Source organism: Xenorhabdus budapestensis, assembly GCF_017743015.1.
Taxonomy (GTDB): domain Bacteria; phylum Pseudomonadota; class Gammaproteobacteria; order Enterobacterales; family Enterobacteriaceae; genus Xenorhabdus; species Xenorhabdus budapestensis.
The window spans coordinates 2,519,466-2,535,429 of sequence record NZ_CP072455.1 but is presented as its reverse complement, the minus strand read 5'-3'; the positions used below and the strand labels follow the sequence as shown (position 1 = coordinate 2,535,429).

The following is a 15,964-nucleotide window of genomic DNA, read 5'->3' as shown; positions in this document are numbered from 1 at the left end:
TAATTAATTGTTTTTTCTCAATTGGCTCCAAGGTCATGCTTGCTGCTATTGTCCCGTAATACTGTCCGGTAATGTTTATAGCGCAGGAGATGAATACCACCTGATAACACAATCGGCATTCTGCCCGCTAAATCTGTCCATATGTCCGGCTTGATTAAAAGAATAGCGGCAATAGTGAAGAGAACTCTTTCCAGCCAGTGGACCTTAATCATCCAGAAGTTGGAGGTTGCAATAGAGAGAGAATAAATACCAATTAATGCCATCATTATCATGTAAAGAATGGACAGCACATTCAAGTCACTGCCTTGCATCAATAATGCGGGGTTGTATACCAAAATAAAAGGGATGATAAATCCGGGTAAAGCCAGCCGGACAATAATGTCTATTTCGAAAATCCAACGGTTTTTCGTGAAGCTATCTACATAAACACCAACTATTCAAAAAAATTAATAAGATTCATAAAAAATGACACTTAGACATTATAAATAAGCAGTTACATTATAGCGTCAAGATTTGTCTCACAGGAAAGTAACATGTTACAAATATTAACGACTCAAACATCTCGCTTGGAACTGACTGAAAGTATTATTGCAGCTAAACTTGCTAAAAATCTTTCATGGAAAGAAATTGCAAATGGTATAGGAATGAATGTTGCTTTTGTCACGGCGGCTTTACTTGGGCAACATCCGTTGCCTATAGAGGCAGCAAAGAAGGTTGTTGAACAATTAGGTCTTACGGATGATGCGGTAAAGCTTCTACAGGCTGTCCCTATGCGAGGTTCAATTCCAACTGGAGTACCAACTGATCCAACGATTTATCGTTTCTATGAAATGTTGCAAGTATATGGAACAACATTAAAAGCATTAGTACATGAACAATTTGGTGATGGTGTTATTAGCGCAATTGATTTTAGATTAGATATTAAGAAAGTCGAAGATCCAGAAGGCGGAAGCCGAGCAGTAATAACTTTGGATGGTAAATATTTACCTACGAAACCGTTTTGATGATTAGTTTTTAGAAATAAGCCAGCATCATTTTATGAAGCTGGCTTATTGATTAATATGATTTTTTTAAGTCTATACTCTTCATCTTTCAAGTTGCTGCTTTGTTGATTATTTAATACACGACCGTTTGATTGACCAGATGTTGTGTAATTTGTCGTTAAAATACGCACTGACTTGCATATTTTTCATTTAGCAAGGTACTGCTTGGTAACATTAGATGCTATTAATGGGTAATAAGTTATTTGAAATATAGAGAACAGAGATAGATGTCACAATCATAAAATTAATAGTTTTCTCCACTTATTCTTTTAGAAATTTGAACGGAATCATGTCCTTGTTCAACATAATTAATTCCATAGTTAATTAATGTTTTTCATAGTAAAAACATTTCATATTGGAACCCGAAAGTTATTGAAAGAATCAATCTGGCAAATTCAAAAATAATGATAATGAATTCCTAAAGTTATTATTCATTTAAGAATCATTGAGAAAAAAAATCAGGTGTATGTGAATGTTAATAATTGAGAGGGGGCAAAAAATACCGTAGTGTCATGCCACTAGTATGTAAGACATATAAGGTATCAAGATAAAATGCAATAAATTACTGTATTTTTTAGCAGAAAAATTACTCTGCTATTCACTCATTAGGAGATAGAATCATGGCTGCTGCACACACTAATATTCACTACTATGATATATCCACCTGTTATGCTCGTATTTCAGTATTAGATACTGGCGGTAATCGGCTCCCGGTTCTTTTAATACATGGTAATTCAAGTAGTAAAGAGATATTTCGCCACCAGATAGAATACTTTAAAAAGGACTATCGGGTTTTAGCTCTGGATTTACCGGGACATGGTGCATCTTCTAATGCCAGTGATCCACGTCAGACATATTCAATGCCAGGTTATGCCCGCACCGTTATTGAAGTACTGGATAAGCTCGGCATTAACAGAGTGGTTGTTTTGGGCTGGTCATTAGGGGGACATATCGGGCTGGAAATGCTGGCACTGTACCCCAAAATGATTGGACTGATGATTTGTGGTACACCCCCTGTAGCTGCTGGTAAAGAAAATGTCGCACTTGGTTTTCGTCAAAGTGAGCATATGAGGCTTGCCGGGAAAGTTGATTTCACTGAAGAAGATGTGAAGAATTATGCCTATCAAACAGTGGGCGTTAACGCTCCTCATGAGCCGTTTATCCTTGAGGCAGTAGCAAGAACAGATGGGTTGTCACGCCAATATATGTTTGAAGCTTTTACTTCCCCACAGGCAACAGATCAAAAGTTATTGGCTGAAACAAGTAAAATACCTTTGGCTATCGTGAATGGTGCAGGTGATCCTTTCATCAATGCCGAATATGTTGAAAATTTGAATTATCAAAACCTTTGGCAAGACCAAGTATTTAGTTTGGTCGGTGTGGATCATGCACCGTTTTGGGAAGCACCAGCCAGGTTTAATCCGATATTGTCTGATTTTCTTTCTGATTTCCAATAACATCGATTAGTTAATTGAAAATATTATTGGCTGGGGAATTTATGAGAGTGTAATAATTTCCCCAGCCTCATATATCTTTTTTTCATCTTTACAGATGAACTTTATCATTCTTTCCTCACCATGATTTATTCTTACTTACGATAAATAGAATAATATCTTTCTATATATCATCACAGTTTTTCTAATCCATTGGATATCACACTTATAAACATTCGACTGAAAGTAATCGGAAAAAATTATCTTTTGTCTAATAATGAAACAAAAGCATTTTACTCGCGCTTGATTAAAAAAATAAACTTTTAATCAGGATCACAGTTTCGATTGATTTCCTTTGTTGTAATGCTTAGGTGTTATTAATACCAATGCTTAATAATTTTTACCCGTCATTTCTTGCTTATTATTATCTATTTACTCTGCCTATTCTCCAAAGATTCCAACAACGGCAGAGCTTAAAAAATGACACTAAAACTCAATGTATTTAAGGTATTGGAGACATGAAACATTATGCAATCGCTATTACAGCTTATCCGTCGCCATAAATCTGGTGAGTTGGTTGGAATTTACTCTATTTGTTCCGCACATCCCTGGGTATTGGAAAGTGCACTGCGGTTTGCTAAAGAGCGGGGAACCTCCATATTAATTGAAGCGACGTCCAATCAAGTCAATCAGTTTGGTGGTTATACTGGGATGCAACCTATTGATTTTAGAAATAAAGTATGGAATATCGCGGATTCTGTCGGTTTTCCAAGAGAACAAATATGGCTAGGAGGTGATCATCTGGGGCCTAATGCCTGGCAGGATCACCTTGCTGAAGAAGCGATGGCACTCGCTGAAACCCTTATCTATGATTATGTCGCTGCCGGATTTCGTAAAATTCATCTCGACTGTTCTATGTCCTGTGTAGATGATCCTGTACCATTGACCGATGAAATTGTAGCCGAGCGTGCAGCCCGGCTTTGTTTGGTTGCTGAGTGTAGCTGGCAGGTAAATGGTGGTGAGGCACCTGTCTATGTGATTGGCACAGAAGTACCTGTACCGGGAGGAGCCAAAGAAGATTTGGACGGCGTACAGGTTACAACTCCTGCTGCTGCGGCTTCTACACTGAAAATTCATCAGGCTGAATGGAAAAAAGCACATCTGGCTCATGTTTGGCCGCGAGTCATTGCATTGGTTGTACAGCCGGGAGTCGATTTCGATCATCACCAAATTGAACATTATCAGCCGGGAAAAGCTCAGGCACTCAGCCAATATATTGAGACACAACCCCATATTGTCTATGAAGCCCATTCGACGGATTATCAGACCCCACAAACTTATCACAATCTGGTTCGTGATCACTTTGTCATACTGAAAGTAGGGCCAGCTTTAACTTTTGCTTTGCGGGAAGGTCTGTTTGCCCTTGATAAGCTGGATCGTGAATGGCATGGAGAGTCAAAAGCTGCTCATTTAAGTGAAACACTGGAGCAGGTTATGTGTGAACAACCAGAATACTGGCGTTCTTATTACAAAGGTAATCCACATCAACAGTATATCGATCGCCAGTACAGTTTGAGTGATCGTATTCGCTATTACTGGGCGAACCCTGAAGTAGAAGCGGCTGTCGAGAAATTACTGTCGAATCTGCGCAGCCAGCCAGCTCCTTTTTCGATGATAAGCCAGTACTTGCCTGAACAGGCCAAAGCCATCAAAGCGGGTCTTCTTTCTCTCGATGAACCTAAAGAGTGGGTGATGGATAAAGTCCGTTCGGTATTGGTTCACTACGCTGAGGCCTGTGAAACTGAGACAGAAGGAGCTGTGTTATGACACCTTTTTTCCCTTATTCATCCCAGTGGCTGGCAGCACATCAGGCATACTATACTGCGGAGGAGATCCAGCATCAGCCCAGACTTTGGCGCACCTTATATCAGGAGCTGGACGTGCTCCAACCATACTGGCGGCCTTTTCTCCATCCATTGCTCACAAAGCCTGATTTGCAGATTATTCTATGTGGTGCGGGTTCTTCCGCGTTCGTTGGTAAGGCTGTAGCCCCCTGGTTACGTGAAGTTGGAAGGCGTGGCAAGAAATGCGGACTGAATGTTCATGCTTTTGCTTCAACGGATATTGTCCCTACACCCTGGCAATATCTGGATAAGAGTAAACCCACCCTGTTGGTCTCTTATGCCCGTTCCGGTAACAGTCCTGAGAGTGTGGCAACTGTTAAATTGGTAGATTCCCTCTTAACCGACTGTTATCACTTGATCCTTACCTGTAATCCTGAAGGGGAATTGGCCCGTTATGCAAAGAATAAGACGCATGTTTGTTCGCTGATTATGCCGGAAGGAGCCAATGATCGTAGTTTTGCCATGACGTCCAGCTTTAGCTGTATGGCGCTGGCGACTCTGTTACTCCTTGGTGATATGGATTTCGATACAGCAGAGCAGCCATTAAAAAAACAATCGCTGGAAACGATGGCTGTACTCTGTGAGACACAGGCACCTGCCTGGCAATCGCTGATCCGGCAAATCATCGGGAAGGGATTTAAACATATGGTTGCGTTGGGAGCAGGTGGTTTTACCGGTATTGCGGAAGAAGGGGCGTTGAAGATGTTGGAATTAACCGCAGGCCGAATAGCAACCCGTTACGATTCCAACATGGGAGTGCGGCATGGGCCGAAATTTATCATCGACCATGATACGCTGGTGATTATCATGCTCTCGGCTGATGCTTATTGCCGTCGTTATGATATCGATTTACTCAATGAACTCAAACAAGATGGTTTGGCCAAACAAATTATTGTTTTAAGCAGTTTGCCCTACCCTGGGATACTGGAAACTAATGTTGCAGAAACTCATATTCTGGAAATTCCCACTGATTTGCCGGATATCTGGCTTATTTTCCCCTATTTGCTTTTTTTTCAAATGCTGGGCTTTGAAACCTCACTGTCTCTTGGCCTGTCTCCTGATAACCCATGCCCGACAGGTGAAGTTAATCGTGTGGTAAAAGGCGTTCAAATTTATCCCTACACTGAATCAGAAAAGTAACAGGAGTTAGAATGTCTACCCCAAATATCCTATTGACCCGTATTGATAACCGTTTGATCCATGGACAGGTTGGCGTTACCTGGGCTAATTCACTGGGTGCCAACCTTGTTGTCGTAGCGAATGATGAAGCAGCAAATGATCCTGTTCAGCAATCGCTTATGGATATGGTGATGTCTGATGGTGTTCAGACCCGCTATTTCACCCTACAAAAAACTATTGATGTCATTCATAAAGCTGCGGAGCGCCAGAAAATCTTTATCGTCTGTAAAACACCACAAGATGTGCTGACGCTTGTAAAAGGTAATGTACCAATCAAGTTTGTGAACGTTGGTAACATGCATTTTTCAGAAGGAAAAACTCAGGTCCATAAAACCATTTCTGTTGATAAAAGTGATATTGACACCTTTCGTGAACTGGAAAAACGCGGCATTCCCTGTGAAGTCCGCCGGGTGCCAGACGAAGCAGGCGAAAATATTGCTAATCTTCTGAAATAACGGAGGTGAATATGTTCGTTGATGCGCTTTTGATCTCAATACTGGCAGGGATTGCAGGTATTGATCTGTTCAATGGATTGACACACATCCATCGTCCGATTGTTATCGGGCCGTTGGTCGGATTAATTTTAGGAGATATTCAGACCGGTTTACTGGTTGGTGGTTCATTAGAACTTGTCTGGATGGGCATGGTGCCACTAGCGGGTGCCCAACCGCCCAATGTTGTTATAGGGGGGATTATCGGAACAACTTTTGTCATTCTCACTCAGGCAGATCCCAAAGTTGCGATTGGTATTGCAGTTCCTTTCTCTATTGCTGTTCAGGGGTGTATAACACTGCTGTTTACCATTTACTCACCGATGATGCACAAATGCGATCAAATGGTCAGAAAGCTCAATTGGCGCGGTGTTGAATGGGTAAACTATTTTGGTGTCATTATCCTGTTCTGCTTCTATTTCATTGTGTCTTTTTTACCTATTTATTTTGGTGCAGATACTGCCAGAGTCATCGTGCAGAAAGCACCACAATGGCTGCTTGATGGTCTTTCTGTTGCTGGTGGCATGATGCCTGCTATCGGTTTTGCTCTGTTGATGAAAGTCATGATGAAAAAGACCTATGTGGCTTATTTCATCCTCGGTTTTATTTCTGTCACTTTCCTGCATTTGCCTATTATTGCTATCGCTTTGGGCGCATTTGCGATTGCATTAATTGATTTCTTTAACCGTACCCGTAACGACGATGGTAATACACAGGGTACATCATCCCAGTCAAATTCACCGAAGGAGATGCAAGATGGCATTTAATACATTGGATAACACAGCGTCCGAAAAAAACGGTGCGAATATAGAGCAAGACAGCAGTTCAGTAGATCGTGATGACTATGTTGATACGACCCCAGCGGAAGAGTTAACAAAGCGCGATATTAATGTTATGGCTCTGCGTTCTCTGCTGTTACAGGCTTCTTTTAACTATGAACGTATGCAGGCGGGAGGCTGGCTCTACACACTGATCCCCGCACTGCGTAAGCTGCATAAAAATCCCGATGATCTGGCAAATTCCATGAAAATGCACATGGAATTTTTTAACGTTCATCCATTTGATGTCACTTTTCTGTCCGGTTTAGTACTGGCGATGGAACGCAGTAAGGAGAAACTTTCTACCATCCGGGCTGTGAAAGTTGCTTTGATGGGGCCATTGGGCGGGATCGGTGATGCACTGTTCTGGCTGACCTTATTACCGATCTGTGCGGGTATCGGGGCATCACTAGCACTGCAAGGCAGTGTTCTGGGGCCAATTCTGTTTCTGTTGATGTTTAATATTGTACATTTTGCTTTGCGTTTTGGTTTGGCGCATTACGGTTACCTTACCGGCACCAAAGCCATAGCTATGCTGAAAATCCATACGAAAAATATTTCTCATGCAGCATCAATTGTCGGTATGACGGTTATCGGTGCTCTTGTTGCTTCTTATGTTCATCTTTCGACACCTTTTGTCATGAAAGCAGGGGAAGCAAAAGTCGCACTGCAAACAGATGTACTCGATAAGCTGATGCCTAACTTACTGCCTCTGACCTTCACATTGCTGGTTTACTGGTTAATGAAACGTGGTTTCTCACCAGTGAAGCTGATAGGTATTACAGCCGTGTTTGGGGTTGTTGGTAAATTGGTCGGAATTTTATAAGGAGAAAAAATGTTAGGTATCGTAATAACCGGGCACGGAACGTTTGCCAGTGGCTTGCTACAGGCGGTAGAGCAGATCATTGGTAAACAGCCGGGGTGTATTGCCGTTGATTTTCCTGACGGAATGACGACAGAGCAACTGTACCAAGCATTGTACATAGCCAGCAAAGTGTGTGACTTGGGCAAAGGAGTTGTTTTCCTGACAGATCTGTTAGGCGGCTCTCCTTTCCGGCAGGCTGCACAGTTGGCTTTAACACAGCCACAATTAGTTTATCCGCAATGGCAGGTGATTACGGGGACTAATATGCAGTTGGCTGTTGAAATGATGATAATGCGTGATGAGATGAACACCATTGAATTTCGTGACATGGCTCTGGAGTGTGGTCGTCGCGGATTGACCAGCCTGTGGCATGAACAGCAGCAGTCAAAACAGGCACTGCCCGATATTGATGGCATCTAAGACGATAATAAAGTGATAGCAGGGTAATGATAAGGTAATAGTATGATGTTGATCTCTAACAGTAAAATGTTGAAAAAAGCACAGCGGGAAGGTTATGCCGTTCCGGCATTCAACGTACACAATCTGGAAACTGTGCAAGTGGTGGTTGAAACAGCAGCAAAAATGGAGTCTCCGGTCATTCTGGCCGGAACACCAGGCACATTCACCTATGCTGGCCTTGAATATATGGTTTCTATCTGTAAAGTCGCCGCCGCCGTCAATAAACTTCCTCTGGCACTGCATCTTGATCACCATGAAGATCTCAATGATATCCGCCATAAAGTAGAAAGTGGTATACGTTCGGTGATGATAGATGGCTCTCATCTGTCCTTTGAGAAAAATATAGTTACTGTAGCTGGAGTGGTACGATTGTGTCAGCGCTTCGATACCAGCGTGGAAGCAGAACTAGGAAGACTGGGCGGGCAGGAAGATGATTTGAAGGTTGACAGCCAGGATAGCTTCTATACCGATCCCATCGCAGCAAAAGAGTTTGTTGAACGAACCGGGATAGATTCACTGGCTGTTGCTATAGGTTCTGCTCACGGGCTTTATCACGGTGAGCCCCATCTGGACTTTTCACGTTTGGAGGCAATCCGCCGTTATGTGGAGATCCCACTGGTTTTACATGGTGCATCGGGTATTCCAGAAGAGATGATACGTCAATCCATCACGTTTGGGATCTGTAAAGTCAATGTTGCAACAGATTTAAAAATTGCTTTTGCTGATGCTGTAAAAGCCTATTTTGCAGAATATCCTGATGCCAATGACCCACGAAAATATATTACACCGGGTAAACTGGCAATGCAGAAAGTTGTGGAAAATAAAATCATTATCTGTGGTAGTGCAGGCCGGATATAATTTTATTTGCTTAATATTTGGATACATCATTTAGTTGTGTTTCCATTATTTCTGTTATTCCCATTATATAGCGTGATATTTGCATAATAACATATGCCAGTCTGACAATGATTATGAAAAAAAGAGTTATGAAAATAATATTTTCTATTATAGAAAGATGGTTTCGATATTATTAATCTATACCCGTTTTATCAATGTTGATATTATCGGAGTCAATTAATTTCTATTCACAGCTAGTCTATTCATAATTAACCTATTTACAGTAAACAAAGAGGTAACTAAAAAATGAAGGACAGATATTTGCGCGGAATAATGAGTTGATTACCATGAATGACAGTCAATTTATGGAATAAAAGGAAGATAACTATGCGTGTTGAATCATTGTCAGAGCGTCATTCAAGTCATTCCGTATTTTGTTGTGTGCATGAACTATTTGAGCAGCAGGTAGCGAAAACACCGGATGTTGTTGCCATAAGATTTGGTGAGCAATCATTGTCTTATGATGAATTAAATCGTAGAGCAAACAGGTTGGCGCATTATATCCGTCAGCATTACCATCATGATGGTGAAAAAATTTCTCCGGTAGGTATTTGTCTTGAACGTAGCATTGATGCGATTGTTGCGGTTATTGGTGTTTTAAAAGCCGGCGCTGCTTATGTCCCGATTGATCTGAGTTATCCTATTGAGCGTCAATCCTACATTTTGACCGATTCTAATGTCTCAGTTGTTATTTTCCGTGGCGATATTGAATTATCATTTCCTGAGACTATCGCATGTATTGATTTAGCTCAGTGTGATTTTTCCGACAGTAATAAAGAGAATATCAATAGCGATAGTTGTGACATAGAAAACTTGACAGGAGTTTGTACCCCCCAAGATCTCGCCTACTTAATTTATACCTCAGGTTCGACAGGAAAGCCTAAAGGGGTTTGTATGCCTCATCAGTCGTTGGTGAATATGCTGGTCTGGCAAATTCATCAGCAAGGCGATTACTTTGGTAAAAAAACGTTGCAATTTTCTCCACTAAGCTTTGATGTCTCATTTCAGGAAATATTTTCAACTTTATCCAGCGGTGGGGAGTTAGTGTTGATCTCCAATCATTTACGATTGGATCAATTGGCTTTGGTTACGTTTATTGCAGAGCAGCGGATTGAACGAATATTTTTGCCTTATGTAGCATTAAATGGTTTGGCAATGGCGGCGATTGCACAGGAATGTTATCCAGAGAGCCTTATTGATGTGATCACGGCAGGGGAACAATTGGTTATTACCACCGCTATCAGGCAATTTTTCCATGCACTGCCACATTGCCGCCTGCATAATCACTACGGCCCATCAGAAGCACATGTCGTGACAGCTTACACTTTGGAAGGCAAAGCAGAAGAATGGCCGGTTCTGCCTCCTATTGGCGCACCGATTGACAATGTTGAAATCTATCTGCTCGATACCAAGAACTGTGCTATTAAGGATGAAACACCGGGTGAGCTGTGTATTGCGGGGGCACAACTGGCTGAAGGTTATCATCAGCGCCCGGAAGAAACCGCGGCTAAATTTGTCAATATTGCGGTAAATAGTGCGCTTCCCAAACGAATGTATCGCACCGGTGATTTAGCGAAATGGCGGAAGGACGGTTTGCTGGACATTCTTGGCCGGATGGATTTTCAGGTCAAAGTACGCGGTTATCGCGTTGAATTGGGTGAAATTGAAGTGCTGTTGATGAAACATCCGGCTGTGCGTGATGCTGTTGTGCTGATACAAACAGCGCGGGAGAAAAGTGAAAGTTCAGAAGACAACCGGTTGATTGCTTTCGTGATTATTTCAGAACGTGCTTTGCAGCATCATTCACAGAGTAGTGTGAAAGAGAGTATTCAGCAATTCATGAAAAGAGTGGCTCCTGATTATATGCGGCCGGCAGCCATTGTTATTGTCAATCATTTTCCTTTATCTGCCAGCGGTAAACTTGACCGCAAGGCTTTCCCGGTTATTGCTATTGGAAAGCTTAAACAACAGGATTCCGCTCCGGCAAAAGAGGGGATTGAAAAAATACTGGCTGAAGTATGGAGTGAATTGTTCGGGGTTAAAAAAGTCAGCAGACATGCTCAATTCTTCAATTTGGGCGGTAATTCACTGTCAGCTATAAAAATGGTACAGGAATTACGGCGTCGCGGATTGATGGTGGAAGCACATATGCTGTATCAATATCCTGTATTGTCCGAATTAGCCGTTCATTTGCAGGCTTGCAACTCAACAGATATCGACTCCAATGGGATGGAATGCCCTAAAATGACGGCACCTTTGTTGAAAGATGATAAACCGCCTTCAACTCCATTCGATGTGGAAACATATTTAGGTATCGGTACTATGGCGGTTGAAGCGTGGCGATTATTGCCGGAGAATTTGTGTAATCAAATACGTCAACAAGCTAAAGTCCATGCTGTTGGTGTCGCTGCAATTTTTCACTTGGCCTGGGGCAAAACAATGGGTTGTCTGGTTGGACATAATGATGCTGTTTTTGGCACGGTTTTATCAGGGCATATGCTTGCAGGCGCGGATACTGAGAATGGGACAGAGCAATTTATCCATATAATACCAATTCATATGCGTCTGGATAACTTGCCTGTGCTTGAGTGCCTCTGGCTTGTTCAAGACAACCTGGTACAGTTGGTCAAACATCAAAAAGTATCGCAGGCACTGACTCGGCAATCGTTTCAACAGCAATTATCACAATTGTCGGGAGCTGCACCATTATTTACTTCAATATTGAATTATTATCATAGTGAAATACGTCACATCTCTCCGGCAGAACCACTATTAGCACTAACGCCTTCTGGTGCCGAGTCTTTCAGTAGCGCTGGCATTATGGAACACACGGATCACCCGATTTACATCAGTATTGAAGATATCGACAAAGACTTTGTGATCCACACACAGGCTGAACAGGGGGTTAATCTTGAACGCGTCTGTGACATTTTCCAAACGATATTACAGAAAATCGTTACCGCTCTGGAAAGTACACCAGAGAAGAAAATAGATCGTATTAACCCAATTACCGATACTTCCAAGTATTTTCTGACTCACTTGACGAATAACCAGATTAACTAAAGGCCTTAATTTTGACTGATTCAATCCTATACCCTGCGTTCGAAAGAGCAGAAGCGAAAGTTCAACTTGTGTTTTTACATCATGCTGGTGGTTCCAGCTTCTCTTATCTGCAACTTTCTCAGAGGCTGTCTGGATTTATTGAAGCTTATTGTATGGAACTGGCAGGCAGGGGCTCGCGTTTCTTACAGCCATTTCAGACAGATGCTGAAACGGTAATATCTGACCTTCTTGCTTCGATCAAGCGATTGAAATTGGGAGAAGATAAGCCTTTGCTGTTGTTCGGTCATAGCCTGGGAGCAGAGCTTGCCTACCATATAGCCCGAAGATTAAAAAGTGAGGCACCGGAGAAGAAATTGGGCCTTATACTTTCTGCGCGGGGAACGTCTGCTCCGGATGATTTACGAAATGAGGCATTATCAGAAGCGGAAATAATAGACTTGCTGGAAGAATTTGAAGAGACGCCGCAGGATGTTTTCACACATCCTGAATTGCGAAAATATGTGGTTGATGCCATGCGAAGTGATCTTCGTCTGCTGGCTTCTCTGTCCCGGTTGCCGAAGCCAGTGATAAACTGTCAGACCTATGTGATTGGTGCGGATCACGATGAGCACGTTCCTGTCCCGTGGTTGGCACAGTGGCGAGAAATATTTACTACGCCCGTGACACAAAAAGTTTTTGCAGGTGAACATTTCTACTTGTTTTCCAGTGATGAAGTTATTGATTGGATAGAGGAACGGGCACGGGAATTGGTGGCCTAACTTTCCAAACTATACCCAATGGATTTCAAGCTGCATCGCGGCGGCAAGGGAATGACAAATTCGTCGGGAACGAATTTGCCCAGCCAACAAAAATGCAGCTTGAAAGACGACGGGTATAAACATTAATAACTACACGAAACTACCGATAAGTCAGTTGAAAAATCAATAATATTAAAACCAAAGCCTTTTGCCGTTTTGACGGTATCTGTACCTAATAACCATTGGAATGAAACTGCTGGTGCAACACTTATTGTCATCTCATTTTTATGCCAAATACGTGAAGTGTGTGCATGCCCGCAACCAATAAATTTAATCTTATATTTCTCACATAGCGCCAGTAGGGCATTAGCGTTTTCCAGCATACAGCTATCTACAATTGGCGTACCAACCGATTTGACATGGTGATGCATGAATAACGCAATATTAAAATGACTGTTTTCAATAATTCTTTTTTCTAATTCTGCAAGGTTAGTTTTAGTGATAAAACCATAATCTTCACCTTCAACAACAGTGTCGATACCAGTGATATACCAATTGTCACGATTATATTCACGAGAGGTAATGTGATATTTTGGTTTGATTTCTGCAAGGGAAATATTAAATTTCTCCTTGAGATCATGGTTGCCAGGTATTGCAATGTAAGGTGTATTGAGTGATTCCATCTTATTTAAAAAATAGCTGTAAGCGTCTGTGTCACCATCATTTGTAATGTCACCTGAGACTATAATTAACTCTATTTCGGTAATAGTCTGAATGCGACGTATTTCCTCACAAATAATATCGAAGTTGTCATAAAGGTTTACATCAAATATTGTTTTTTCTCTTCTCTGAGTCAGATGTATATCGGTTAACTGAATCACTTTCATTTTTTATTGCCTCCAAAAATAAACGGATTATATGATATTCCCCAATCGTATACATCAGCAGATTCTAAATTTTTTATCTTAGCTGCTAAGATGATGCCGATAGGTAAAAGTATAATAGACATTATTACTTTATAAGACCAAGTTGTAGAAATTATTATGACTAATTCATTTACACTATATTTTGAAGAAAGGCTTATAGGGTATGATGATAATAAAAGAGACGCTTGGGTGAGCATTGAAGCAATAATATATCTGAGGAAAAAGAAGCGGCCAAAAAAAACTTTTTTTAAAGAAGATATTACAAAGCCATTGATAAAGTAAGAAATTGGTACAGAAGTCCATGTACCTACCATAACGCGCCAAAATTCGCCAAACAATGACTTAAAATTCATTGAAATCTGGTTATTTTCTGGCTGAGTATGTGATGCAATAAAAATGACCATTACAAAAATTGATTGGCATAAAACCATGATCCAGACTGTTTTTACTCCTTGTCTATAACCATAAACTTCTGTTTGAACTGTGGATATAAGGAAATAAAAAGAAAATAAAATTCCACTAAAAGTAATTTTAAGACCATAAAAATCCAGAGTCTTATAGACAAGAACATCACAAGTTATCATGATTGTGACGGACAGAGAAATAAATAAAGAATTATACTTGAAGCTTGAGTTGGTGGGATAAATTTGAGTCACTTTATTACCTTTAAGTTTGCAGATTTAGATGATTTTATTTTTTCTGATTTTGAAATTTCATCGGAGATTTTTCTTCCGTCTTTTAATCCGGATATGTAGGCTATTCTTATCAGACTGGCAGGATCTAATTTCTCTATAATATTCTGTTCTGAAAGCAGTTCTTTTCCATTTATTGTTCTGCGAGAATATTCATTTTGTATAGTGAATGACAAATCTCTGTTTTCTTCTATTATCTTGAATTTTTGTTTTTCTTTCAGGTCATGTTCTTCAAATTTTGCTATAAAAATAATGTCATAAGGATTGATGTTATATAATAAATCACTTTCAAAAATATCTTCTGCTCTTGCTTTTATGCATGTATGAGTACCTAATTCTTTTAAGATGTAGAATCCGTTTTCTTTTATTGGCTCGAACCTCTGCAAATTGTAAATGTAACGAGGTTTGAATATGCTTCTGAAAAAATCAATTATTTTATTCACAATTAAATTCCTATTTTAAATTTTTAATTGATTTAATCAAAACCCCAATTATTGTGTAATTTTGACTGAATATTGTTTTTCGCTCATTATCAATACCTAATATTGAAAAATAAATTCCACGCTCACCGACAAAGACTTGTCTGAAACAAATAGGTGTATCTTTAATCTTTACAAGAACTATATCACTGTCACAAACTGATTCAGTTCTGGAAATGATTGCAATGGTGTTACTATCAAAGTACGGAGATAAAAGATTGTTTCCAAATTCTACTGCGAAAAGTGAGTCTTCCTGATTATCCTGGATACTGAGTTTGTATAGATTGGTGTGGATTATTTTCCCACATATATATCCATCTAATTCATCATAACGAATTAAAGGTATTGATGAAATAATTTCTTCATGTCGATAGGATTCAGATAATTTACCATCGGTAATTTCACCGACATTCACACCAAATATATCAGCAATGGATGAGACTGTAGCAATAGTAGGATTTCCAACACCACGCCTAAGGCTGTTAATCGTAGCAATTCCAAGGCCTGTCAATTTACTTAGGGTTTGTGAGTCTATATTGTTTTTTTTCATCAAAAAATCAATGTTTTGTGAAATGTTAGCAAGCAAAGCATCGGCTTCAGTTGATTTTTTATTGTTCGGCTCTTGCATTATATTATCTCGTTGATATTATCTTGTCAGATGTTGGTGTTTATAAGCGTATCTTATAGGTTGATATTTTATAATACAAGAACTCAAAAATAAGAGAAAGACTGGCATCTTAGTAACATATTAAGAAGGTAATATTAAAGGTAGTATATTTTCTAGTATGTGAACTATATAAGTTTCATTATTATTAATAAAAAACTAAATTATCTGTTTTTTAATACACCAGGGAACTAATATAAAAATAATTTACTGTTGACTATAATTATTTAAGTTTATTATTTTATCTATTAGTGGATTTTTAACGTATTATTTATACTGAGGAAGTAGCATAAATAGTTATAATTAGCATCTAA

The 15,964-nt window shown here is 40.1% G+C and carries 16 protein-coding genes; 11 read left to right on the top strand and 5 right to left on the bottom strand.

The features are described 5' to 3' along the window. Positions 1 to 17: 17 nt before the first annotated feature. Entirely contained in the window at positions 18 to 311 is a 294-nt protein-coding gene (locus tag HGO23_RS11040; protein WP_145956625.1) for a DUF3394 domain-containing protein, read from the bottom strand. Between the two features lie 222 nt (positions 312 to 533). On the opposite strand from HGO23_RS11040, the gene cynS reads away from it, so the two are divergent. The 11 genes from cynS (at position 534) to HGO23_RS10985 (ending at position 12,910) form a co-directional block, all read left to right on the top strand. Then, the gene (gene cynS, locus HGO23_RS11035) at positions 534 to 1,004 is read left to right on the top strand and encodes a cyanase (RefSeq protein WP_209026641.1); all 471 of its coding nucleotides are present in this window, start codon (positions 534 to 536) and stop codon (positions 1,002 to 1,004) included. 659 nt (positions 1,005 to 1,663) lie between these two features. Continuing rightward, on the top strand, positions 1,664 to 2,500 hold the full coding sequence (locus HGO23_RS11030) for an alpha/beta fold hydrolase (RefSeq protein WP_209026640.1): 837 nt from the start codon (positions 1,664 to 1,666) through the stop codon (positions 2,498 to 2,500). Positions 2,501 to 3,004: 504 nt separating this feature from the next. Further along, positions 3,005 to 4,303, top strand: coding sequence for a D-tagatose-bisphosphate aldolase, class II, non-catalytic subunit (locus HGO23_RS11025; protein ID WP_209026639.1), 1,299 nt, complete (start codon positions 3,005 to 3,007; stop codon positions 4,301 to 4,303). Beyond that, positions 4,300 to 5,520, top strand: coding sequence for an SIS domain-containing protein (locus HGO23_RS11020; RefSeq protein ID WP_209026638.1), 1,221 nt, complete (start codon positions 4,300 to 4,302; stop codon positions 5,518 to 5,520). The genes HGO23_RS11025 and HGO23_RS11020 overlap by 4 nt, the downstream gene beginning before the upstream one ends. Before the next feature lie 11 nt (positions 5,521 to 5,531). After that, complete coding sequence (gene agaV, locus HGO23_RS11015) at positions 5,532 to 6,014, top strand: PTS N-acetylgalactosamine transporter subunit IIB (protein ID WP_099135994.1); 483 nt, start codon at positions 5,532 to 5,534, stop codon at positions 6,012 to 6,014. Positions 6,015 to 6,025: 11 nt separating this feature from the next. After that, positions 6,026 to 6,817 (top strand): PTS N-acetylgalactosamine transporter subunit IIC, encoded by a 792-nt coding sequence (agaW, locus tag HGO23_RS11010; RefSeq protein ID WP_209026637.1) that lies wholly within the window; start codon positions 6,026 to 6,028, stop codon positions 6,815 to 6,817. Then, entirely contained in the window at positions 6,807 to 7,694 is an 888-nt protein-coding gene (locus tag HGO23_RS11005; RefSeq protein WP_209026636.1) for a PTS system mannose/fructose/sorbose family transporter subunit IID, read from the top strand. Before agaW ends, HGO23_RS11005 begins: the two co-directional genes overlap by 11 nt. A 9-nt stretch (positions 7,695 to 7,703) precedes the next feature. Next, complete coding sequence (agaF, locus tag HGO23_RS11000; protein WP_209026635.1) at positions 7,704 to 8,153, top strand: PTS galactosamine/N-acetylgalactosamine transporter subunit IIA; 450 nt, start codon at positions 7,704 to 7,706, stop codon at positions 8,151 to 8,153. A gap of 42 nt (positions 8,154 to 8,195) precedes the next feature. Continuing rightward, positions 8,196 to 9,050, top strand: coding sequence for a tagatose bisphosphate family class II aldolase (locus tag HGO23_RS10995; RefSeq protein WP_209026634.1), 855 nt, complete (start codon positions 8,196 to 8,198; stop codon positions 9,048 to 9,050). 366 nt (positions 9,051 to 9,416) lie between these two features. After that, on the top strand, positions 9,417 to 12,152 hold the full coding sequence (locus HGO23_RS10990) for a non-ribosomal peptide synthetase (protein WP_209026633.1): 2,736 nt from the start codon (positions 9,417 to 9,419) through the stop codon (positions 12,150 to 12,152). 11 nt (positions 12,153 to 12,163) lie between these two features. Beyond that, positions 12,164 to 12,910 carry a thioesterase II family protein gene (locus HGO23_RS10985; protein WP_099135988.1) on the top strand — a complete coding sequence of 249 codons (747 nt, stop codon included), beginning with the start codon at positions 12,164 to 12,166 and terminating at the stop codon, positions 12,908 to 12,910. Between the two features lie 122 nt (positions 12,911 to 13,032). On the opposite strand, the gene HGO23_RS10980 is transcribed toward HGO23_RS10985, so the two are convergent. The 4 genes from HGO23_RS10980 to HGO23_RS19660 are packed head-to-tail and all read right to left on the bottom strand — an operon-like array spanning position 13,033 to position 15,614. Next, the gene (locus tag HGO23_RS10980) at positions 13,033 to 13,776 is read right to left on the bottom strand and encodes a metallophosphoesterase family protein (RefSeq protein ID WP_099135987.1); all 744 of its coding nucleotides are present in this window, start codon (positions 13,774 to 13,776) and stop codon (positions 13,033 to 13,035) included. After that, on the bottom strand, positions 13,773 to 14,471 hold the full coding sequence (locus HGO23_RS10975) for a VUT family protein (protein ID WP_099135986.1): 699 nt from the start codon (positions 14,469 to 14,471) through the stop codon (positions 13,773 to 13,775). Before HGO23_RS10975 ends, HGO23_RS10980 begins: the two co-directional genes overlap by 4 nt. Further along, the gene (locus HGO23_RS10970; RefSeq protein ID WP_099135985.1) at positions 14,468 to 14,950 is read right to left on the bottom strand and encodes a hypothetical protein; all 483 of its coding nucleotides are present in this window, start codon (positions 14,948 to 14,950) and stop codon (positions 14,468 to 14,470) included. The genes HGO23_RS10975 and HGO23_RS10970 overlap by 4 nt, the downstream gene beginning before the upstream one ends. Before the next feature lie 10 nt (positions 14,951 to 14,960). Then, on the bottom strand, positions 14,961 to 15,614 hold the full coding sequence (locus tag HGO23_RS19660; protein WP_244589908.1) for a helix-turn-helix domain-containing protein: 654 nt from the start codon (positions 15,612 to 15,614) through the stop codon (positions 14,961 to 14,963). Between the last annotated feature and the right edge of the window lie 350 nt (positions 15,615 to 15,964).

Coding starts and splice junctions, on each gene's coding strand:
- HGO23_RS11040 (WP_145956625.1), bottom strand. CDS start 311: ATGCAAGGCAGTGACTTGAATGTGCTGTCCATTCTTTACATGATAATG.
- cynS (WP_209026641.1), top strand. CDS start 534: ATGTTACAAATATTAACGACTCAAACATCTCGCTTGGAACTGACTGAA.
- HGO23_RS11030 (WP_209026640.1), top strand. CDS start 1,664: ATGGCTGCTGCACACACTAATATTCACTACTATGATATATCCACCTGT.
- HGO23_RS11025 (WP_209026639.1), top strand. CDS start 3,005: ATGCAATCGCTATTACAGCTTATCCGTCGCCATAAATCTGGTGAGTTG.
- HGO23_RS11020 (WP_209026638.1), top strand. CDS start 4,300: ATGACACCTTTTTTCCCTTATTCATCCCAGTGGCTGGCAGCACATCAG.
- agaV (WP_099135994.1), top strand. CDS start 5,532: ATGTCTACCCCAAATATCCTATTGACCCGTATTGATAACCGTTTGATC.
- agaW (WP_209026637.1), top strand. CDS start 6,026: ATGTTCGTTGATGCGCTTTTGATCTCAATACTGGCAGGGATTGCAGGT.
- HGO23_RS11005 (WP_209026636.1), top strand. CDS start 6,807: ATGGCATTTAATACATTGGATAACACAGCGTCCGAAAAAAACGGTGCG.
- agaF (WP_209026635.1), top strand. CDS start 7,704: ATGTTAGGTATCGTAATAACCGGGCACGGAACGTTTGCCAGTGGCTTG.
- HGO23_RS10995 (WP_209026634.1), top strand. CDS start 8,196: ATGATGTTGATCTCTAACAGTAAAATGTTGAAAAAAGCACAGCGGGAA.
- HGO23_RS10990 (WP_209026633.1), top strand. CDS start 9,417: ATGCGTGTTGAATCATTGTCAGAGCGTCATTCAAGTCATTCCGTATTT.
- HGO23_RS10980 (WP_099135987.1), bottom strand. CDS start 13,776: ATGAAAGTGATTCAGTTAACCGATATACATCTGACTCAGAGAAGAGAA.
- HGO23_RS19660 (WP_244589908.1), bottom strand. CDS start 15,614: ATGCAAGAGCCGAACAATAAAAAATCAACTGAAGCCGATGCTTTGCTT.